Below are 19,114 nucleotides of genomic sequence, written 5' to 3'. Positions count from 1 at the left end.
TTAAGCGCTGATCGAATTCGATCAGCGCTTTGCTTTTTTAGGGTAATCTCGTTGGATTAAAGAACAGGGGTCACTTTATATCCTTTGTCTTTCAATAATTGAATGACACCATTTTTGCCTAATAAATGACCTGCACCAACTGCAAAGAAAGTTGAGTTGTTGTTCATCATTTCAGGCATTTTGTTTATCCATTCTTGGTTTCTTTTGGTCAACATCATTTCCTCTTTTTCAGGGCTCATTGAAGATGTCTTAAATAACAACTCTTCCACTTGCCCAACTTCATTATTGAAGTATTTTGAAACCAATTGTTTTGTTTGTTCCTTCATTTTATCTAAATCCCTCAAATAGGTATAAAGGTCTTCCGCCTTGAAGAATTCGTTCATGAGATTGATCTGAAATTCTGCTGTTTCCAATTCGTCAACTGGTTTGCCAGCAGCTCCTTCCAATTTCAACAATTCCAATTCCATGGATTTTATATCCCTAGGATCTTGACAATCGAACGCCTGCATGGATAAAAGTGAAATAAGGACCGCTGGGCCTACCTGATCCAACATCGCTGGAGATAGGTTCTTGGCGGTTAGTACGCTATCGATCAGTTGTTTCTTTTCTGGAGCCAAGCCGTCAAAGAAACCTGGTACTGGTCCGATATGGGCCTGTAATGATTTTACAGTTTCTGGATTGCTAGCATTTAGTTCTAGGGCAATACGGTCAGTTGTTTTTACGGCTTCTTTTATTTTGTCTTCCATTTTGAAATCAGGACCACATGCCATGTGAATGGTTCCAAGGACATACGAATCCTTTTTTAACCCGTTTCCGGAAATTTTCCAAAGGAATGTCTCTTTGTTCTGGGCAAATAAGGCAATAGTCATCATAAATGCCATTGCAGTAAGAATGAGTTTTTTCATATTGTTTTAGTGTAAATTCAAATAGTAAGTATATGACCAAGATTATTCGTTACAATAAATGTGCAAATAATTGTGAATGGTATTTCAAAGACATAAAAAAAGGGACGAATTTAAATCGTCCCTTTCTATTGTTTTCCAGTTTACAACTTGAAATCTCCAAGAGTTTCAAATTTGATTTTACTTGGATGGTTTTTGTCAAAGTATAACTTATGGGTGTTCTTGATATAATCTTCAGCCTTAGCCTTGTAGATATCCATAAATTGGTTGGGATTTCTGTCCGCTAATGGGAACCAGGTATGTTGGATCTGCACCATGATTTTGTGGCCCGGTTTGAAAGTGTGGGCTACATCTGGAAGCACAACACGCACAGGCGTGATTTCATTAGGTTTGAATGCCTCTGGATTACTGAAGCTATTACGGAACTTGCCGCGTAAAATTTCTCCTCTTACCAACATTTGGTAATTAGGCATTACGACCTTTTCGTTCACTGCAGATGTTGCAGTAGTAGTGTCTGGATATACATCGATGATCTTAACGATAAAGTCTGCATCGGTACCCGTCATGGATACATTGAGGTCTGCAACAACCGGACCTGCCATGGTGATAGCTGATGTTAATGTTTCAGTCTCAAATACAATTACATCTGGGCGATTTGCCACGAAACGTTGATCTGCGATCATATATTCCCTGGTTCTGTTTTCAATCAGACCTTCTTGAAAAGGAACAGGTTTGTTTGGATCACTCACATATTCCACGAAGGATTCAGCTTGATCGTCTGCTGCCTTTGAAATCTTTCCGTTTGCATTCAGGAAAAGTTCACTTGTATGAGCATCCTTTGGTGGCCATTGGTCAAAATTTTTCCATTCATTGGCTCCTGTGAAAAAGATATTGGCTTCAGCAGGATTGAAGGAACCTTCACCTTTTAGATAGTATTCGAAGAAAGGTGCTTCAAATTTCTTTTGGTAGTCCAAGCTTGTTTTTTGTCCAAAGCGGATGTCACCAAAATGATCACCTTCTCCACGAACCCATCCGCCATGGAACCAAGGTCCCATGACCAAAATGGAATTGTTCTTTTTGTTGCGTTTTTCGATTTGCTTATAGGTTTCAAAGGCGCCATAGGTATCCTCTGCATCGTAAAGCCCGCCAACCACCATTACAGCAGGTTTAACGTCGTTTAGGTGATTGGTGATAGTTCTTGCTACCCAGAATGTGTCTAGGGTGCTGTGCTTAGCCAAATTGTCCCAGAACTTAACGGTATGGCTTAAATATTCATTCTTTAATCCAGATAGGGTTGGGTTGTCCAAGAAGAATTTGTAAAGGTCCTTTGATGGTAATTGGAATCCTTTTGGTCCATTTTCATTGGTAATAGGTTTTGGTCTTGGGGCATCAAAGGAATACATGAATCGGAATGCATCAGCCAAGAACAGGGCTCCTCCATGATGAAAATCGTCGCCGATGAACCAGTCTGTAACTGGAGCTTGTGGAGAAACCGCCTTTAAGGCAGGGTGACTGCCGACCAAACTAACCGTAGAATAAAAGCCAGGGTAGGAGATACCATATATCCCAACTTTACCATTGTTGCCTTTTAAATTCTTGACCAACCAATCTATGGTGTCATAAGTATCCGTACTTTCATCAATTGTATGTTTGTTTTCTTTGGTTTTAGTTGGGCGAATGTCTTCAAAAGTACCTTCACTCATCCATTTACCACGTACATCTTGATAGACGAAGATATAGCCATTCTTCATCATCTCTGGAAAATTCCCTAAACTGGCCTTGAATTTCCCTTCGCCATAGGGGGCAACGGTATAAGGAGTTCGGTTCAGCATGATAGGGTATTTCTTCGACTTGTCTTTAGGGCTGTAGATTGAGGTGAACAGCCGTGTACCATCTCTCATGGTGATGTACTGTTCGGTTTTGTCATAATGCGTTTTTACATAATCGGCATTGGCATCCTGACCTTTGCTTTGTATACCCAATAGGAGGAAAAGGATACAAAGAATTAATAATTTCTTCATTTGGATAGGTTTTTTAATTTAGTTTAATAAGGTTAAAGTTATACTTTTTTTGATAACTTAGGTTAACATTAATACATTATTTATATGAGCATTAAAGAAGGATTTTTGGTAGAATTGGAGCGCGAAACCAATAACACAAGAAGGATCTTAGATCGATTGAAAGATGAGGACTTGTCTTTTAAACCTCATGAAAAATCCATGTCATTAGGCAATTTAGCAGGGCATATTGTTGAGCTCCATAACTGGGTTTCTGATGCTTTGACGAAGAACGATTTTAACCTAGCAACAGACTATAAACCATTCCACCCGAGCAGTGTGGAGGAACTTAAAAAATCATTGGATGAAGGCTATAAAAGGAATGAAAAAACTTTAGATGAATTTCCTGAGGAGGATTGGTTCAGCAAATGGACGATGAGGGTGGATACCTATGTGGTAGGCGAAATGCCAAAACTAGGCGCTCTTCGCTTTGTCATCAATAATCATTTGATCCATCATAGAGGTCAGTTAAGTGTTTACCTAAGGTTGTTAGATATTCCTGTACCAGGTTTGTATGGACCTTCGGCAGATGAAAAGAAATAGGTAGATTTCAAAAGAATTAAATGCCAGGAGAATTTCTTCTGGCATTTTTTGTTGCTGAAAATAAGTGATTTATGGTTATTTTTCAGTTTTTTTATTTTTTGATGTAATAGAAGGGCAGCGTAGTCTTTCTTGTTAATAAATAAGCAATAATAATGATGAACCAAGAGACCTTTAAAAATACGGTATTTGTCCTGAAGGATAAGCTTTACCGGTTTGCAAATAGGTTTCTGGAACATCAGGAAGACGCTTATGATCTGGTACAAGAGGTGATGCTGAAACTGTGGGAGCAGAGGGGTCAATTGACACAGTTGAAAAGTATTGAAGCTTTTGCCATGCAAATGGTCAGGAATATGGCTTACAACAAAATTGATAAACTGGGAAGGCATGCGAAATATCTAAATCAATTGCCCGCAGATGTTCAAAAAGAAAAGTATCCAGCGATGACCAAAGAGCTAATCTTGAAAATGATCGATGAATTGCCGGAAAAGCAAAGATTGGTGATGTACTTAAGGGATATTGAAGAGTATGAAATCGTAGACATCGCCGAGATGGCAGGACTTGAAGAAAATGCAGTCAGGGTGAATTTATCAAGAGCTAGAAACAGCATAAGAATAAACTTAACTAAGGTTTTTGAATATGAAAAGAGAAGAATTGGATAAGCTGAGAGCTAAATACTGGGAAGGAAAATCTTCCCTGGAGGAAGAACGTAGGCTGAAAGAGTTGGAAGATGAAGAATTCTTTTCCATGCTCAGAAAACCCGAGGAAAAGATGGACTGGGATTTTGAGAGCTTTATGGATCTGGCCGAAAAAGAAATGCCAGCTGAGAAGAAAATTATTCCATTGTCTCGAAAGATCATCATGCTGACTAGCATCGCGGCTTCATTGCTGTTGGGTTTTTTCTTGATCCGTCAATTCAATGATCAAAAGGATAATCAGGCAATCAATAAAGTTGCTGAATCACATGAAAGTCCTAAGGCTCTGGACGTGGAGTCGCCAAAGAGCACTCCTGCAGAGCTAGTTGAGTTGAAGGGTCCGAGTGTCCAGGTTGAAAGAAAGGAGCCTGTAAAAAGCGTGCAATTGGCCTCTACAAGGAAGTCAAAAGAGAGGGTGCCAGAAACTATGCAAACAAACCCCGGTCCGGATGAGGATTTGTATGTGGAGGTCAATGGTGTCAGGATCTATGACGAAGAGAGAGCCCTTGAAGTAACTGAGACAGCTCTACATTTCGCGGCATCGAATCTGAAAAAAGGGATGGAGGGTGTTGAAAACATTAAGTATCTAAAAATTGAAATCTAAAAAAATGAAAACTATGAAAACGTTCATGTTAATAATCAGCCTATTTGTGGCAAGCATGGCACAGGCTCAGATCTCTAAGCTAGATCAAATTTTTGAGCAATATAAGGAACAAAAAGGGGTTACTTCGATCAAGATTGGAAAACCTATGTTCAAGATGTTGAACAAAATGAAAATCAATGATGCCGATGTGGAAACCATCAAACCCTTATTGAGCAAGATCAATTCCATCAAGATGTTGGTTTTTGAAAACGCAGGTTCTGCCATCCAAAAGGAAGTTAGTTCTGCCATTGGAAACCTTAAATATGAAGAATTATTGGTGATCAATTCTGATGGAGACAAAATCCGGTTCTTGGCTGAAAATGTTGAAGGTGATTTCCTGAACAACCTTTTGCTAAGTATCAACTCCGACGAAGAAACAGTTTTTATGATCCTTGACGGTTCCTTAAAATACGATGATATCAATGCCCTTGTAAACAATAACGATAACTAACCTTAATAACACTAACATTATGAAACGCTACATTGGAATTATTTGTGCCGCTATTATTTTCTTCAGCATGCAGAGCTGCATGATCAAAAGGGGTGCTAACATGGATTTCGCAAAAGGTACTAAACTCTCAGCTGATGCTGAAATTGTATCAATCAATGTTCCAGGGATCCTGATGAAAACATTTATCCGTGGAAAGATCAGGGAATTGCGTGAAGATGATCCTGCACTAGCCCTGGCATTGAAAAAGATCAAGAAAATTAAATTGATGGCAGTTTCAGGCGGTGGAAGGAATTCCAACCTTTACGATAAATTCAACAGTTATCTGGTGAAAAATGATTTCGAGGAGCTGATGAGTATCTATAGTGACGGCTCAAAAATCTCCATCAACACAAAAACAAAAGGGGATAGGATAAAAAGTGTAATGCTTGGCATCACTGACGATGAGGATCAAGTGTTTGTAGATCTGAAGTCTGATATCGATCTCAATGAACTCAATCAATTGATTGAGCATTATGAAAGTACACAGCAAGATAAAAAGGAAAAGGAAGAAGATCCTTCAGAACAATCTTGAGTTTCGTTGTTTAGTTAATAAAAAAGCCTGGCTCATTTGAGTCAGGCTTTCTTTATGATTTTCGCTGTTAGAATTATTTAGCTAATTCTTCAGCAATTGCTTTTCCAATTTCAGCAGGTGATTCAACCACACGGATACCGCACTCTTCCATGATTTTCATCTTAGCAGCAGCAGTATCATCTGCACCACCAACGATAGCACCAGCGTGACCCATACGGCGTCCTGGAGGCGCTGTTTGTCCAGCGATGAAACCAACAACAGGTTTAGTTCCGTTTTCCTTGATCCAACGAGCAGCTTCAGCTTCCATACCACCACCGATCTCACCGATCATGATGATACCTTTAGTTTCAGGGTCGTTCATCAACAATTCAACAGCTTCTTTGGTAGTAGTTCCAATGATAGGGTCACCACCGATACCGATTGCTGTAGTGATACCTAATCCTGCTTTCACAGTTTGGTCTACTGCTTCGTAAGTTAAAGTACCTGATTTAGATACAACACCTACAGAACCTTTTTTGAAGATGAAACCTGGCATGATACCGATCTTAGCTTCTTCAGCAGTGATGATACCAGGACAGTTAGGACCGATTAAACGTGAGTTTTTGTCGCTCAAGTAAGATTTTACTTGAATCATGTCTTTTGTTGGAATACCTTCGGTAATACAAACAATTAAAGCAATACCAGCAGCTGCAGCTTCCATGATAGCGTCAGCAGCAAATGCAGGTGGAACAAAAATAATAGAAACATTTGCACCTGTAGCATCAACAGCATCTTGAACTGTGTTGAATACTGGGCGGTCTAAGTGTGTTTGGCCACCTTTACCAGGAGTAACACCACCTACTACGTTTGTACCGTACTCAATCATTTGAGACGCATGATAAGTACCTTCGTTTCCGGTAAAACCTTGAACGATTACTTTGGAATCTTTATTTACTAATACACTCATTTTGTCTTATTTTTTGCAACGCAAATCTACTATTTTGATATGACTTCTAAAAATCAGATAGGTAGGTATTTTGTTATTTTTTAATAAACTTGGTTTTATTGATTAAATCCCACAGTACTATACCTATGGTAACAGAAACATTGAAGGAATGTTTTGTTCCAAATTGAGGAATTTCTAAGGTGCCATTGGCTAATGAAATGATATCCTCTTCCACGCCATGCACCTCATTGCCAAATACTACCGCATACTTCTTGCTTGTTACAGGCTCAAAGGTCTCTAAAGAGACACTATTGTTGGTTTGTTCGATCGCATAAACTTCAAAACCTTCTGCTTTTAGTTTTTTGATGGCTTCAACACTATCCTTTTCGTACTCCCAAGTAACGGACTGGGTTGCTCCCAAGGCTGTTTTCTCAATTTCACGATGCGGTGGAGTAGCAGTAATACCACATAAAACGATCTTATCGATAGCAAAGGCATCTGCAGTACGAAAGGCCGAGCCAACATTGTGCATGCTCCTCACATTGTCCAAAACAATGACCAAGGGAGTTTTCTCTTGAGATTTAAAGGTTTCAACATCAACTCGATTGAGCTGATCCATGGATAATTTTTGCATCTTGCAAAGATAATGATTTCGAAAAATTAAAAATGATTTTGAATATTAGATTTTCTGTGCTATTTTTGCAGTCCGAAATAAAGTATAAAAGATTTAAAATATTATATAGCTAAGAGAAATGGCAAATCATAAATCGTCGATCAAAAGAATTAGAGCTAACGCTGCGAAGCGTTTAAGAAACCGTTACCAAGCGAAAACTACTCGTAACGCAATCAAGAAATTACGTAACACTACTTCAGCAGAAGAAGCTAAAGAATTATTGCCACGCGTGGTATCTATGCTTGATCGTCTTGCAAAGAAGAATGTTATCCACAAGAAAAAAGCTTCTAACAACAAGTCTAAGTTGACTAAATTCGTTAACAAATTAGCGTAATCTAAGCTTTTTTTATAAAATATTTTAGGGGTGTTTTAAAACATCCCTTTTCTTGTTTGTATACTTTTCTGATTCTGTGTTCCGAATTCCTAGGTGGAATATCATGAGCACCATAAAAAAAGCTGCGCTGACCAAAAGGTCAGCGCAGCTTTTTTTATGGGCATATTTCTTATTTGCTCAGGATTGATTTTACAACCTGATCTAATTTCTGTTTGTCACCCTTATAGGAGTCTAGGTCATAAAGTTCAACTTTACGGAAATCAATGGGATGGCTTTCACTTTGTAAATAGATATAGCCTTTGTCCAATAATTTACCATCTTGTTTCACCTTAGGATCCACTGGTGATGCACTTCCACCTCCAATTTGCGGTTTGTTGTATTCCAAAACTACCTGTCCATCCAGAACGTGCTGGATCAATGAATCTCCAAGTACGACAAACTCAGCGGTTACCCATTGGTCACCATGGTAAGTTTTCGATTTGGAGCTCAAACAATGTGGGGTGAATAACTTATCGTCAATTACGACATTGGTTCCGGGGGTACATAGGTTGGAAGTTGTGCGTTCGTCCTTACCATTTCCGCCCAAGAGCTGTCCTTCGATAGAGATCGGGAAATCTTGGTCTTTCAACATGGTTTTAGGATCTTGTCCATGCAACATGGCACCGCTATTGGCCCATGCCCAGCCTTCACCACCTTTGGTCTGTTCGCCTACAAACCTGTATTCTAGCCTTAGCACATAATAACCATATGGTTTATTGAAGGCTAAGTGTCCATACTGTTGGTTAAAATCATCATATCCATCATAACGGACTTTCAAAAGCCCATCTTCAACTCGGAAGGTATTCGCATAGTTGTCGCCTACTTCATGCAATCTAATCTTAGGAGTCCAATCTTTGATATCCTTGCCATTAAATAACTGAATAGGTTTAGGGGTTTTTACGGTTGTTTTTTGGTTGACTTGTGAGGTTGCTGAGCAAGAAAACATAGTTCCCAGCAGCAAACCGGCGATAATGTCCTTGAAATTCATTTATTAAGGATTATAAAAGTAAATTACGGTTTTTTACATATTCACTAGGACGCACGCCAATAACCTTGTTAAAGGTATTGCTAAAGGTAGGCAGGCTATTGTATCCTACTCGCAATGCCACTTCATTCACGCTAAGTTTGTCGTCCAGTAGGAGCTTCAAGGAGGTCAGCATCCTTAAGATCGTGAAGTATTGAATATACGACATGGCCAGTTCTTTCTGGAACAATCTTGCCAATGTCCTCTCGGAGATATCAAAATGCTCTGCCAGGCTCTTAAAACTGATGTTCTCGGCAATATTCTGTTCCAGATAATTAATGATCTGCTTTAGCTTGTCATTTTTAGGATAGGGAAGGGCCAAAGGCAACTCCGTTTGGGAAAGCTCAGGCAGGATAAGCTTGAAGGCTTTCGCAATAGAATAGCGAGGTTCTTCCTCAGGAAAGATGTTTCCGTTCCAGCGATTGGTAAACATGATCAATTCGATCAATAGATCGTTGACCGGATAGATATTGACCTTATCGAAAAATTCTGTGTCGGTCTCGTACTTAGGAAAGTACAGGTTTCTCATCACCACCTCGGAGCTACTCGGGTGAATGCTATGTTTTACATGTGGGGGAATCCAGATATAGTGGCGCGCAGGGAGAAAGTAAGATTTCTCTGCCGTCTTCAAAAAGACAACCCCACCTTCCGTATAAAGGAATTGACCTTTTTTGTGTGAGTGCTCAGTAACCGAGTCACCCATTACTGCATGATGACAATAGATACTGTTGTCATAAGTATCTACTTCTGTCATATAATATTTATCAATATATTCCTTTTGCATCCAGATGAGGCGTTAATGTGGCATAAATTTCCTGTTTTTATTTGAGAAAAGCAAAACAAGGGCGTTTTGAGGACCACAAGCCACAAGTGTTTGCCTTACATTTTTGAAATAATTTAAAAAAAAGATATCCACATCTTTTGAATATTATCGCATTTGCTCTAAATTAACAGCATCTAACATCAATCTATGGCGATTTCTTATCCTATCCACAAGGAATCTATAGTAAATGTGTCTAGTAAGTAATCAGTTACTTTTTATTTGTACAAAAAAAGTAACTGGCTATTATGAATAATTTAATAAATAAAATATTGACTAATATTGCCTCACTCTTTTAGAGGGAACACAAATGTATTGATATGTTGGACAGAATACGTCTTGAAAGACTTAAAGAAAAAGTTACTACTGCCGAAGAAGCTGTCAAATTAATCGAAGACGGTATGGTTGTAGGCTCCAGTGGATTCACCAAGGCTGGAGACAGTAAGGTCATCTTACCCGCATTAGCTGAACGCGCCAAAAAAGAAAATATTAAGATCACTTTAATGACAGGAGCATCCCTAGGTCATGGTACCGACGGGAAACTTGCTGAAGCTGGTGCCTTGAAAAAGCGTATGCCCTTTCAGGTAGACCCTGTCCTGAGAAGCAAAATCAATAATGGTGAAGTGCTTTTCATCGATCAACACTTGAGCGAAAGCGCCGAACTCTTACATAATAAAAACCTTCCAGATGTAGATATCGCCGTTTTGGAAGTAGCCTATATCGACAGAGATGGAAGCGTAGTTCCAACGACTTCCGTAGGAAATTCCGTTACATTCGCTGCCTTGGCCAAGAAAGTAATCCTGGAAATCAATACCTCGGTCCACGAGAATGTTTATGGAATCCACGATATCTACCAAGCGGAAGATTACCCACATAGAAATGTAATCCCGATTGTCGCGCCATGGAATAAGATCGGAAGGAAAACTATTCCCTTAAATCCGGATAAAGTAGCGGCCATTGTCTTTACCAGTCAACATGATAGCCCTGCAGATATCGCTCCACCTGATGAGAAAACCACCAAGATCGCTGAGCATATCCTGGAGTTTTTCGAAGAGGAGGTAAACCTAGGACATTTATCAGATCGTTTGCTTCCAATCCAGGCAGGAATCGGAAAAGTAGCCAATGCCGTTTTGACCGGTTTCTTACATAGTAATTTCTATGATCTGACCATGTTCTCTGAAGTATTGCAGGATTCCGCATTTGACTTAATGGATGCTGGAAAATTGAGCTTTGCTTCGGCATCATCGGTTACCGTTTCCAAAGAATGCTATGACAGGGTATTTGATAACCTTCAGAAATACCGCGACAAGTTTGTGCTTCGTCCACAGAACATTTCCAATACGCCAGGTTTGATCCGTCGTTTGGGAATCATAGCCATCAATACCGCTATTGAATTTGATATTTATGGAAATGTGAACTCTACCCATATCGGTGGGACCAAGATCATGAATGGAATCGGAGGTTCGGGAGATTTCGCGAGAAATGCCTATCTAAGTATTTTCGTGACCCAAGCCGCTTCCAAGGACAACAAGATTTCGCATATCTTGCCAATGGTGTCCCATACGGACCATACAGAGCACGATGTTGACATCTTGGTAACAGATATCGGTTTGGCAGATTTACGCGGTCTCGCGCCAAGGGAGAGGGCGCAGAAGATCATTGACAACTGTGTACATCCAGACTATAGAGAAGAATTACAATCTTACTTCGACCGTGCTTGTCAGCGCGGTGGACATACTCCACATCTATTGGAAGAAGCCTTCAGTTGGCACATTCGCTTCAACGAAACAGGAAGTATGAAAAAATAATAATAGACTATTGTTTTATTTATTGCAAAAAAAAGCTTAGCGAAATTTCGCTAAGCTTTTTTTTGGAATTTAATTTTTGATTGAAATCTTATCTGGTCAACCAGAAAAGGTATTAATTCTACTATCTGTTTCTTCCTGGCAAATAAATCTGGAAACCAACTGATAAGCCAAGGCCATTCTGAGTTCCAGAAGCATTAATATTGGCTTTTGAATAATTGTAACCAGCCATAACTTCCAATGCCACAGTTTGTGTTATGAAATGGGCATAACCTACATTTGCTCCCAGGTTAAGCGATACATCATCACCTGCAGAGCTTCCGCCGATTCCGACATCACCCTGTCCAAAGAAACGACCTGTTGCGCTAGCACCTCCAGGGAAGTAATAACGGACAAATGGTGAAATACCATATCCCCAATTATTAGGGTTGTCATCTTTTCCCGAAGTAAAACCCAGATTTGCCTGTGCACCTATTGCAATACCATCTGAAATAAAGTATCCAGCACGTGGATTCAACTGGATATTGAAGGATTCTCCTTCAAAGCTATATCCTAAACTTCCTACAGATCCACCAATCATCCAATTTCCTTGTCTGATCGGAGCCATACCAACATCCGCTGAAGATTGAGGTACGGTTTTTACTTCTACCTGTGCTGTGCTATAGGATAAGCAGCCTACTGATAAGGCTAATGTTAGTAGTAAATTTTTCATAATAATCTTGTTTTCTTATTAACTAATCAACAAGATGCAATTAATAATGTTTTCGTATTGATAAAATTTTATCTTTTGTAGGATATGGGTTACAACATATAAAAAGCCTTGTTAATCCACATTAACAAGGCTTACGCTATATTTTCTCTGAAAAATAGATTAATTAATGAAAGGTGATTCTAAGTTTCTTTTTTTGATATAGAAATCCAATGCTTTCCACGCTTCAAAGGGTCTGTCAGTCGATAGCACATCTGCTCCTCTAACGATAAAATCAGCATATAGCTGGTATCCCGCTTTTTCAGCCGATCGGTCTAAGTTGCCGATTGTCCCTAAAATGGATTTAATCCCATGCTGTCTCAACATCGTATATAGAGCAGTATCTGGCTCGCGAGTGCCCACAAAAGCGATTAATCGGGTATCTGGAATACTCAGTTCACTTAGGCGGTTCAGATCATCCCTGTTTTTGATCGTAGCCGAGATCATGAGATCTGGAGCCAACCTATTCACAACCTCGGCTTGGTTAGCCGAGTAGGTGATGATAATGCTGTTCGCTTCTGCTTTTGTCTTTCGGATCAATTCAATAACCTTCTCATAAGGAACCGATCTCTTGACATCCAATGAATAGATAACCCTTCCGATACCCCATTGCAAGGCATCTTCTAAGGTAGGGATCCTGTAGTTTGTCAGCTCGCCATTGTTATCCCTTAGCTTGAGGTCTTTCAGTTGCTCATATGTTTTATTGGAAACCCGTCCTTTTCCAGTTGTGGTACGGTCTAAAGTTTCATCGTGCATCAGGACCAGAACAGAATCCTTGGTCATGGCAATGTCGCATTCAATGATGGCTGGCATCTTGCTGGCCACCTCTGCAAATGTCGGAATTGCATTCTCAGGAAAACCATCACTTGGACCACCACGATGGGCACTGACCAAAGGGTAGGAGTTCTCATTGTAAGTCAGGAAATGGTAAAGGTCATCTACTGTCTTCAGGTTGAAAACCTGATCCACCTGTGGCATATTGCTTATACTGCTCGAGCTATTGGTCCTAAAACAAGATGAGGACAGCAACGCAAGCATTCCAGCGATAAAAATAGATGAGTAGAATCTATTGCTCATGTAATTCAATGTTTGCTTTTACCAAGGAGACTAGGTCCTCCAAAGGTGTATTGATTTGATCGACCAAGATATGTGCGCGATCATAGAATGGGTTTCTTTCTTCCAGTTTGCTCTCTATAAAGTTCAAGAGTTCATCCCCAGTAAAGCCTTTCAAGGCCGGTCTCTTTTTGACATCAGATTGGCTTAACCTGCTCCATAAGGATTTTGGGCTGTGCTTCAGATAGAGGACGGTTCCATTTTCCAATAACCAATCCATATTGTCGAAGTAACATGGCGTACCACCGCCCGTAGAAATAATGCCAGATTTGTCCTTTTGGGCATGCAATATTTCTCTTTCGATTTCCCTGAACTTATTTTCGCCATGTAAAGCAAAATATTCAGGGATGCTCATGCCGATATGCTCAACAATTTCATGGTCCAGGTCCACGAAAGGAGCCTCTAGGGCATTTGCCAATTTCTTTCCCCAGGTGGTCTTCCCACTTCCCATAAAGCCAATCAGGAAAACTGGTCGCTGAATCATTCTACTTTGTCTAGATATTTAGTTATTAACTCATGTTTGCTAGGAAAATTGTACTGCGACCATTTTTTTACAACGGTACCATTCAGCATCAGCATAACCCCAGGGTTTGCGCGGACCATACTTTTCAATGGAACGGCATCCACATAGAATGTCTCCAGCACAAGGTCCATTTGGTCATTCAGGTAGTTTACTTCATCAGAAGATGAAGCAGTCGCCAGAACGGCCCTGATATTATAGTCTTCAGAAAGGTCCCTGATCGTCGTGTTGATGCGGTCCAATGCCGCTAAATCAAAAGGAGACATCTTCTTAAGGTCTGTACTTACCACAATAAAATTGTAATATGGGTTTTGGATCACTTCCTCTGTGCGATCTGTACCGTCCATATCCGTAATAATCAAATCAGGTATTTTTACTTCATATCCTTTTTTGATCAACCTAGTCTGTGGATCACCCACAACTTCCCAGTTTTCATCCTCCCACAGCTTCTGACCCATGTATTCTTTGTCAGTTACCTTTTTTGTCTCATTCGTGGTTTTATTCTTCAACTCGTAGATATGTTCAAATACATCAGGCTCAGCACCTTCCGGTACCTTCATCAATTCAGGTACATTGTTTCCTTCTTTATAAGGAAGGAAGTCTATAAATGGAAGGAAATAATAGGTATATATCCCAATACCAAATGAACCCAATATGATGAGTGCAGTCAACAGATTTCTGGTAAATAGACTTCTAATGAAAGGTTTGATCTGATCTCTTTTAATAAAGATAAAAACGATCAGGATCAATAAAATGAGGTCCTTAAAGAAAGATTGCCAAGGGGTCAATGGAATGGCATCGCCAAAACAGCCGCAAGATTTGACTACCTCAAAAAATGCAGAGTAAAAGGTCAAAAAGGTAAAAAATATGATCAAGAGCAATAAGCCCCACGCGACCTTCTTGCCAGCTACACCCAGGATCAACAGACCACCGAGGATGATCTCGACAGCACAAAGGAAAATAGCGATCCAAGTGGCATAATCACTTAGGAATCCAAGGTTGAGGACATGGAAGTATTCTTGCAGCTTATAGCCAAATCCCATCGGATCATTGGCCTTTATCAATCCGGAGAAGATAAATAATAATCCAACCAGAATTCTAGCAATCCATAATAAAACATTAGGTTTGGGTTGTTTTGTTTGGGAATAGCTCTGTGTATAAGTCATGTTGTTCGTTATTTTGCCAAACCTAATTTGATCAGTGCAAAGACTGCATAGTTCAGCATATCTTGATAGTTTGCTTGTAATCCTTCCGATACCAAAGTTTGGCCATCATTGTCCTCAATCTGTTTTACACGATGCAATTTCATCAAGATCAGATCGGTCATCGATGAAACACGCATGTCCCGCCAAGCCTCGCCATAATCATGGTTTTTGGCAAACATCAGGTCGCGGGTCTCATTCACCTTTTCGGTATATTTCTCCGCTACGATTTTGGGGTCCAAGTTCTCGTTTTCCGTATTGCCAATTTCCAGTTGAATCAAAGCAATCACACAATAATTGATGATTCCAATGAATTCATCGACTACTCCTTCGCCAACTTTCGATTCCTTTTTTTCTTCCAATGAACGGATACGGGCGGCCTTGATATAAATCTGATCAGTCAAAGAACTTAATCGTAAAATTCGCCAAGCTGTACCATAGTCTTTGGTCTTTTTAATAAATAGCTCTTGGCATATGTTGATAATACGATTGTATTCTGTATTTGTATCCATAAATTGATTTTGCATTATAGTATGAGTCTCACAAATATAGCTAGAATATCCTTAACCTTTAAGTCACTTTACAGTACAATTTCCTCGATTTTCAATATTTATGAGCACTTTAGATTAACTTTGAAGGATGGAATCTGCTAGGTTTTATGATCTTTCCTATCTCAAAATGGGCACTGCACTGCAAAGGAAATCTTATGATTTGATCCGGAATCATAGGATAATGGAAGTTTTGCAGGATTTCAAACCCGTCCTTATTGGAACCATTCCCATTTACATTGCCGTGTGGAACAGCGATTTGGATATCGCCTGTGAGGTCTATCACCTCGACATATTTGAAAGAAAATGTCATGAAAATTTCGAAAAACACAATGGATACAGCTTTAAAGTTGAAACTGTGCGTGGAATAGAAGTTGGAATTGCTAACTTTAAAATTGATGATATGTTGCTGGAAGTCTATGGAGAAGGTAGACCGGTGGCTGAACAGTATGGTTTTCGACATCTGTTGATCGAAGCCAAACTTTTGGAGACCTTCGGCGAGGAATTTAAACAACAGATCATCAAGCTGAAGTCGCAAGGAATAAAGACTGAACCGGCTTTTGCCAAATTATTGAAAATCCAAGGAGATCCTTATGAGGGTCTCCTAAACTATAACATAGAATAGATGCTGGAAATAAAGAGTCCTGAAATTAGAGAGGTGAATATCATCCGATATGTCCAACCTTTTCGCGAAGGTGGTTCGCTGCCCGGATTGGTTGATGCGGATGATGGATTTAGCTATGTGATCAAGTTCCGAGGAGCTGGACAGGGGAAAAAAGCCTTGGTCGCTGAATTTATCGGTGGAGAACTGGCTAGGTTCTTAGGACTTCGGGTTCCTGAAATGGTGTATGCCGATCTGGATGTAGGCTTCGGTAGGACCGAACCGGATGAAGAGATCCAAGACCTGCTCAAGTTTTCAGTAGGCAAGAACCTCGGTGTAAGTTATCTGAATGGAGCTATCACCTTTGATGCCAATGTCGATGAAATTTCCTCCGAGGAAGCTTCCAAGATCGTTTGGCTGGATGCCCTTTTGATGAATGTAGATCGTACCGTGAAAAATACCAATATGCTGATCTGGCATAAGGAATTATGGCTTATAGACCATGGGGCAGCACTGTATTTCCACCATAACTGGGACAATTGGGAAGAAACCGTTGATAAACCTTTCGTTCAGATCAAGGACCATGTCCTCTTATCCAAGGCCAAAGATGTTCCCCTTATCGATGCAACCTATAAAGAGCTGTTCAACAAAGAAAATATCAGGAAAATCCTTGATGTAATACCCGATGAATGGTTAATTGATGAGGTTCGCGATCTTAGTGCTGATGAAGTGCGTGAAGTGTATGTGGAGTTTATTACCAGAAGAGCGAGCCATTCTGAAGTTTTTGTAAATCAAATTCAACATGCAGGATAGGACTTTATACGAATATGCTGTGGTAAGACTGGTTCCGCGTGTTGAAAGAGAGGAATTTGTCAATGTAGGCGTGCTGTTATATTGCAGGAAGCAACGATATGCCAATATCCTGTACTATGTGGATGAAGGCCGTTGCGAATTGTTATGTAAGGATATCGACTTTGACCAGATCCGGGCTCATTTGGAATCCATGAAGCAAGTCTGTTTAGGGAGCAAAGAGGGTGGGGCCCTTGCCCAATTGGATCAAACCGAACGTTTTCGTTGGCTAACCGCTAAACGGAGCACCTTGATCCAATGCTCTGCCGTACATCCAGGCTTATGCTTAGATGCAGAAAAAACACATCAAGAACTCTTTGAAAAACTAGTGCTTTAAAATTTTTAAAATAATTCAACCTACCCATGATAATGGAGGATTTCTATCAACATATATACGAAAAACAACAGGCTGTCCAAGATATGCCCAGCAATAAAGCCATTGCTCATTGGGCAGTTGAATTGCTGCATCTGTTGTTCCCTGAACGGAATTCAAGAACCTTCAATACGGTTCAGGAAATTGAAGCTGCATTCAAGCAGGCTGAGGCAGATCTCTATCTTTTGCTTTTCAAAACAAAAGCATGCTCCAGCTGCAATATCAAGAAAGTATCCGAAAAGTTCTTTGCTAACCTGCCTTCCATCTATCAGCGCATGCTGACTGATGCAGAAGCCATCATGGAAGGCGATCCGGCAGCACAGAGTCTGAATGAAGTGATACGGACCTATCCCGGTTTTTTGGCTATCAGTATCTATCGATTGGCCAATGAACTGTGGATCCAAGGAATCCCTTTGATTCCACGGATACTGACGGAACATGCACATTCAAAAACAGGCATTGACATCCATCCAGGAGCTTTCATCGATGAGTACCTACATATTGACCATGGTACCGGTATCGTGATTGGAGAAACCTGTAGGATCGGCAAGCATGTCAAGCTGTACCAAGGGGTAACCTTGGGTGCCTTGAGCGTGGAAAAGAACATGGCCAATACCCAGCGGCATCCCATTATCGAAGACCATGTCATTATCTATGCTGGAGCGACCATCTTGGGAGGTGAAACCGTAGTGGGCCATCATTCTGTGATAGGAGGAAATGTGTGGTTGACCAGCAGCGTTGACCCTTATACGACCGTATATCATCAACCCAATTCAAAATTTATTGACTCTAAACCTTTAGCATAATGGCGAATATCATAGACTTAATTGGAAATACACCGATGGTGGAAATCAAAGGATTTCATCACAACCCTAAGGTTAAAATATATGCAAAACTTGAAGGGAATAATCCCGGAGGTTCGGTAAAGGACCGTGCCGCTTTAAATATGATCCGCTCTGCCATGGAACGTGGCGAGATCAATAAGGATAGCAAGTTGATTGAAGCCACAAGTGGCAATACCGGTATTGCCTTGGCCATGATCGCAAGTATGTATGGCTTAGAGATTGAACTGGTGATGCCATCTACTTCAACAAGGGAGAGGACCTTGACCATGGAAGCTTTCGGGGGTAAGGTGACGTTGTTGGACAATATGGAGGTGAGCCGGGACTATGCCGAAGAAAAAGCCGCAAGCGGTGAATACTTTATTCTCAATCAATTCTCCAATCCTGATAATTACGAAGCCCATGTAAAAACTACGGGGCCCGAGATCTGGCGTGATACCGATGGAAAGATTACCCACTTTGTCAGTGCAATGGGAACTACAGGAACCATTATGGGCTGTTCAATCTATTTGAAAGGCCAGAATCCAGAGGTACAGATCGTAGGTTGTCAACCTACTGAAGATTCCTCTATTCCCGGCATCAGAAGATGGCCAGAGGAATACCTTCCAAAGATTTTTGATCCAAGTAGAGTGGATAGAGTTATAGACATCGACCAAAAAGATGCAACCCAGAGAGCTAGGGAATTAGCCAGAAAAGAAGGGGTATTTGCAGGGATGAGCTCTGGTGGAGCTTTTCAAGCAGCCTTGACCGTGGCTAATGAAATCGAAGAGGGCGTTATTGTATTTATCGTTTGTGATAGAGGCGATCGATACCTCAGTTCAGACCTCTTTGGTTAAGAG

Annotated in this window: 23 protein-coding genes; 12 read left to right on the top strand and 11 right to left on the bottom strand. The window is 40.4% G+C overall.

What is annotated here, in order from left to right; all coding sequences use genetic code 11:
* Nucleotides 1–56: 56 nt before the first annotated feature.
* Both NMK93_RS15295 and NMK93_RS15290 read right to left on the bottom strand, forming a co-directional pair.
* Complete coding sequence (locus NMK93_RS15295; protein WP_185214285.1) at nt 57–905, bottom strand: TraB/GumN family protein; 849 nt, start codon at nt 903–905, stop codon at nt 57–59.
* 140 nt (nt 906–1,045) lie between these two features.
* Nucleotides 1,046–2,923: a CocE/NonD family hydrolase gene (locus NMK93_RS15290; protein ID WP_254530221.1), complete on the bottom strand. Its 1,878-nt coding sequence runs from the start codon at nt 2,921–2,923 to the stop codon at nt 1,046–1,048.
* A gap of 84 nt (nt 2,924–3,007) precedes the next feature.
* Between NMK93_RS15290 and NMK93_RS15285 the strand changes: the two genes are divergently transcribed.
* The 5 genes from NMK93_RS15285 to NMK93_RS15265 all read left to right on the top strand — a co-directional run bounded on the left by NMK93_RS15285 (nt 3,008) and on the right by NMK93_RS15265 (nt 5,859).
* Complete coding sequence (locus NMK93_RS15285; RefSeq protein WP_254530219.1) at nt 3,008–3,502, top strand: DinB family protein; 495 nt, start codon at nt 3,008–3,010, stop codon at nt 3,500–3,502.
* A gap of 152 nt (nt 3,503–3,654) precedes the next feature.
* A complete protein-coding gene (locus NMK93_RS15280; protein ID WP_214649556.1) occupies nt 3,655–4,161 on the top strand; it encodes an RNA polymerase sigma factor in 507 nt (168 codons plus the stop codon).
* Nucleotides 4,139–4,798 (top strand): hypothetical protein, encoded by a 660-nt coding sequence (locus tag NMK93_RS15275; RefSeq protein ID WP_254530217.1) that lies wholly within the window; start codon nt 4,139–4,141, stop codon nt 4,796–4,798. The genes NMK93_RS15280 and NMK93_RS15275 overlap by 23 nt, the downstream gene beginning before the upstream one ends.
* 13 nt (nt 4,799–4,811) lie before the next feature.
* Nucleotides 4,812–5,288: a DUF4252 domain-containing protein gene (locus tag NMK93_RS15270; protein ID WP_185214289.1), complete on the top strand. Its 477-nt coding sequence runs from the start codon at nt 4,812–4,814 to the stop codon at nt 5,286–5,288.
* A 19-nt stretch (nt 5,289–5,307) separates the two neighbouring features.
* Nucleotides 5,308–5,859 carry a DUF4252 domain-containing protein gene (locus NMK93_RS15265; protein ID WP_254530215.1) on the top strand — a complete coding sequence of 184 codons (552 nt, stop codon included), beginning with the start codon at nt 5,308–5,310 and terminating at the stop codon, nt 5,857–5,859.
* A 73-nt stretch (nt 5,860–5,932) separates the two neighbouring features.
* On the opposite strand, the gene sucD is transcribed toward NMK93_RS15265, so the two are convergent.
* Together sucD and NMK93_RS15255 are read right to left on the bottom strand one after the other, a co-directional pair.
* Nucleotides 5,933–6,805, bottom strand: a complete 873-nt coding sequence (sucD, locus tag NMK93_RS15260; RefSeq protein ID WP_093098465.1) for a succinate--CoA ligase subunit alpha — start codon at nt 6,803–6,805, stop codon at nt 5,933–5,935.
* Between the two features lie 73 nt (nt 6,806–6,878).
* Nucleotides 6,879–7,418, bottom strand: a complete 540-nt coding sequence (locus tag NMK93_RS15255; RefSeq protein ID WP_185214291.1) for an RNA methyltransferase — start codon at nt 7,416–7,418, stop codon at nt 6,879–6,881.
* Nucleotides 7,419–7,536: 118 nt separating this feature from the next.
* On the opposite strand from NMK93_RS15255, the gene rpsT reads away from it, so the two are divergent.
* Nucleotides 7,537–7,791 (top strand): 30S ribosomal protein S20, encoded by a 255-nt coding sequence (gene rpsT, locus NMK93_RS15250; protein ID WP_093098462.1) that lies wholly within the window; start codon nt 7,537–7,539, stop codon nt 7,789–7,791.
* A gap of 169 nt (nt 7,792–7,960) precedes the next feature.
* Here the strand turns inward: rpsT and NMK93_RS15245 are convergent, their stop codons facing one another.
* The gene (locus NMK93_RS15245) at nt 7,961–8,818 is read right to left on the bottom strand and encodes a DUF1080 domain-containing protein (protein WP_254530213.1); all 858 of its coding nucleotides are present in this window, start codon (nt 8,816–8,818) and stop codon (nt 7,961–7,963) included.
* 10 nt (nt 8,819–8,828) lie between these two features.
* Entirely contained in the window at nt 8,829–9,638 is an 810-nt protein-coding gene (locus tag NMK93_RS15240; RefSeq protein WP_185214292.1) for an AraC family transcriptional regulator, read from the bottom strand.
* Nucleotides 9,639–9,994: 356 nt separating this feature from the next.
* Here NMK93_RS15240 and NMK93_RS15235 point away from each other — a divergent pair, with 356 nt between their 5' ends.
* Nucleotides 9,995–11,482, top strand: a complete 1,488-nt coding sequence (locus NMK93_RS15235) for a succinate CoA transferase (protein ID WP_185214293.1) — start codon at nt 9,995–9,997, stop codon at nt 11,480–11,482.
* A 121-nt stretch (nt 11,483–11,603) separates the two neighbouring features.
* On the opposite strand, the gene NMK93_RS15230 is transcribed toward NMK93_RS15235, so the two are convergent.
* The 5 genes from NMK93_RS15230 to NMK93_RS15210 form a co-directional block, all read right to left on the bottom strand.
* On the bottom strand, nt 11,604–12,191 hold the full coding sequence (locus tag NMK93_RS15230) for a hypothetical protein (RefSeq protein WP_093098522.1): 588 nt from the start codon (nt 12,189–12,191) through the stop codon (nt 11,604–11,606).
* Between the two features lie 159 nt (nt 12,192–12,350).
* Nucleotides 12,351–13,304 carry a glycerophosphodiester phosphodiesterase family protein gene (locus NMK93_RS15225; RefSeq protein WP_254530211.1) on the bottom strand — a complete coding sequence of 318 codons (954 nt, stop codon included), beginning with the start codon at nt 13,302–13,304 and terminating at the stop codon, nt 12,351–12,353.
* On the bottom strand, nt 13,294–13,824 hold the full coding sequence (locus NMK93_RS15220; RefSeq protein ID WP_254530209.1) for a shikimate kinase: 531 nt from the start codon (nt 13,822–13,824) through the stop codon (nt 13,294–13,296). The genes NMK93_RS15225 and NMK93_RS15220 overlap by 11 nt, the downstream gene beginning before the upstream one ends.
* Nucleotides 13,821–15,026, bottom strand: coding sequence for a BT_3928 family protein (locus NMK93_RS15215; RefSeq protein ID WP_254530207.1), 1,206 nt, complete (start codon nt 15,024–15,026; stop codon nt 13,821–13,823). The genes NMK93_RS15220 and NMK93_RS15215 overlap by 4 nt, the downstream gene beginning before the upstream one ends.
* 8 nt (nt 15,027–15,034) lie before the next feature.
* On the bottom strand, nt 15,035–15,574 hold the full coding sequence (locus tag NMK93_RS15210; protein WP_185214296.1) for a DUF1599 domain-containing protein: 540 nt from the start codon (nt 15,572–15,574) through the stop codon (nt 15,035–15,037).
* A 127-nt stretch (nt 15,575–15,701) separates the two neighbouring features.
* Between NMK93_RS15210 and NMK93_RS15205 the strand changes: the two genes are divergently transcribed.
* Genes NMK93_RS15205 through cysM form a run of 5 tightly spaced genes read left to right on the top strand, consistent with a single transcriptional unit; the run spans nt 15,702 to nt 19,111 of the window.
* Nucleotides 15,702–16,235, top strand: a complete 534-nt coding sequence (locus NMK93_RS15205; protein ID WP_254530205.1) for a DUF4269 domain-containing protein — start codon at nt 15,702–15,704, stop codon at nt 16,233–16,235.
* Nucleotides 16,236–16,238: 3 nt separating this feature from the next.
* Nucleotides 16,239–17,024, top strand: coding sequence for a HipA family kinase (locus tag NMK93_RS15200; RefSeq protein ID WP_254530235.1), 786 nt, complete (start codon nt 16,239–16,241; stop codon nt 17,022–17,024).
* Nucleotides 17,014–17,397: a DUF3037 domain-containing protein gene (locus NMK93_RS15195; protein WP_254530203.1), complete on the top strand. Its 384-nt coding sequence runs from the start codon at nt 17,014–17,016 to the stop codon at nt 17,395–17,397. The genes NMK93_RS15200 and NMK93_RS15195 overlap by 11 nt, the downstream gene beginning before the upstream one ends.
* Nucleotides 17,398–17,423: 26 nt before the next feature.
* Nucleotides 17,424–18,239, top strand: a complete 816-nt coding sequence (locus NMK93_RS15190; protein ID WP_185214299.1) for a serine O-acetyltransferase — start codon at nt 17,424–17,426, stop codon at nt 18,237–18,239.
* On the top strand, nt 18,239–19,111 hold the full coding sequence (cysM, locus tag NMK93_RS15185; protein WP_254530201.1) for a cysteine synthase CysM: 873 nt from the start codon (nt 18,239–18,241) through the stop codon (nt 19,109–19,111). Before NMK93_RS15190 ends, cysM begins: the two co-directional genes overlap by 1 nt.
* The last annotated feature ends 3 nt before the right edge of the window (nt 19,112–19,114 follow it).

This window comes from Sphingobacterium sp. LZ7M1 (genome assembly GCF_024296865.1).
In the GTDB taxonomy this organism is placed as follows: domain Bacteria; phylum Bacteroidota; class Bacteroidia; order Sphingobacteriales; family Sphingobacteriaceae; genus Sphingobacterium.
Note: the sequence above shows the minus strand (reverse complement) of the source record. Positions and strands in the feature narration are given on the sequence as shown.

Bases quoted from the DNA above. Each gene is read 5' to 3' on its own strand.
- NMK93_RS15255 (WP_185214291.1), bottom strand. From the start codon at position 7,418: ATGCAAAAATTATCCATGGATCAGCTCAATCGAGTTGATGTTGAAACC.
- NMK93_RS15245 (WP_254530213.1), bottom strand. From the start codon at position 8,818: ATGAATTTCAAGGACATTATCGCCGGTTTGCTGCTGGGAACTATGTTT.
- NMK93_RS15230 (WP_093098522.1), bottom strand. From the start codon at position 12,191: ATGAAAAATTTACTACTAACATTAGCCTTATCAGTAGGCTGCTTATCC.
- NMK93_RS15220 (WP_254530209.1), bottom strand. From the start codon at position 13,824: ATGATTCAGCGACCAGTTTTCCTGATTGGCTTTATGGGAAGTGGGAAG.
- NMK93_RS15210 (WP_185214296.1), bottom strand. From the start codon at position 15,574: ATGGATACAAATACAGAATACAATCGTATTATCAACATATGCCAAGAG.
- NMK93_RS15240 (WP_185214292.1), bottom strand. From the start codon at position 9,638: ATGCAAAAGGAATATATTGATAAATATTATATGACAGAAGTAGATACT.
- NMK93_RS15195 (WP_254530203.1), top strand. From the start codon at position 17,014: ATGCAGGATAGGACTTTATACGAATATGCTGTGGTAAGACTGGTTCCG.
- rpsT (WP_093098462.1), top strand. From the start codon at position 7,537: ATGGCAAATCATAAATCGTCGATCAAAAGAATTAGAGCTAACGCTGCG.
- NMK93_RS15270 (WP_185214289.1), top strand. From the start codon at position 4,812: ATGAAAACGTTCATGTTAATAATCAGCCTATTTGTGGCAAGCATGGCA.
- NMK93_RS15205 (WP_254530205.1), top strand. From the start codon at position 15,702: ATGGAATCTGCTAGGTTTTATGATCTTTCCTATCTCAAAATGGGCACT.
- NMK93_RS15295 (WP_185214285.1), bottom strand. From the start codon at position 905: ATGAAAAAACTCATTCTTACTGCAATGGCATTTATGATGACTATTGCC.
- NMK93_RS15275 (WP_254530217.1), top strand. From the start codon at position 4,139: ATGAAAAGAGAAGAATTGGATAAGCTGAGAGCTAAATACTGGGAAGGA.
- NMK93_RS15280 (WP_214649556.1), top strand. From the start codon at position 3,655: ATGATGAACCAAGAGACCTTTAAAAATACGGTATTTGTCCTGAAGGAT.
- NMK93_RS15285 (WP_254530219.1), top strand. From the start codon at position 3,008: ATGAGCATTAAAGAAGGATTTTTGGTAGAATTGGAGCGCGAAACCAAT.
- NMK93_RS15225 (WP_254530211.1), bottom strand. From the start codon at position 13,304: ATGAGCAATAGATTCTACTCATCTATTTTTATCGCTGGAATGCTTGCG.
- NMK93_RS15235 (WP_185214293.1), top strand. From the start codon at position 9,995: ATGTTGGACAGAATACGTCTTGAAAGACTTAAAGAAAAAGTTACTACT.
- NMK93_RS15190 (WP_185214299.1), top strand. From the start codon at position 17,424: ATGATAATGGAGGATTTCTATCAACATATATACGAAAAACAACAGGCT.
- NMK93_RS15215 (WP_254530207.1), bottom strand. From the start codon at position 15,026: ATGACTTATACACAGAGCTATTCCCAAACAAAACAACCCAAACCTAAT.
- NMK93_RS15265 (WP_254530215.1), top strand. From the start codon at position 5,308: ATGAAACGCTACATTGGAATTATTTGTGCCGCTATTATTTTCTTCAGC.
- sucD (WP_093098465.1), bottom strand. From the start codon at position 6,805: ATGAGTGTATTAGTAAATAAAGATTCCAAAGTAATCGTTCAAGGTTTT.
- cysM (WP_254530201.1), top strand. From the start codon at position 18,239: ATGGCGAATATCATAGACTTAATTGGAAATACACCGATGGTGGAAATC.
- NMK93_RS15290 (WP_254530221.1), bottom strand. From the start codon at position 2,923: ATGAAGAAATTATTAATTCTTTGTATCCTTTTCCTCCTATTGGGTATA.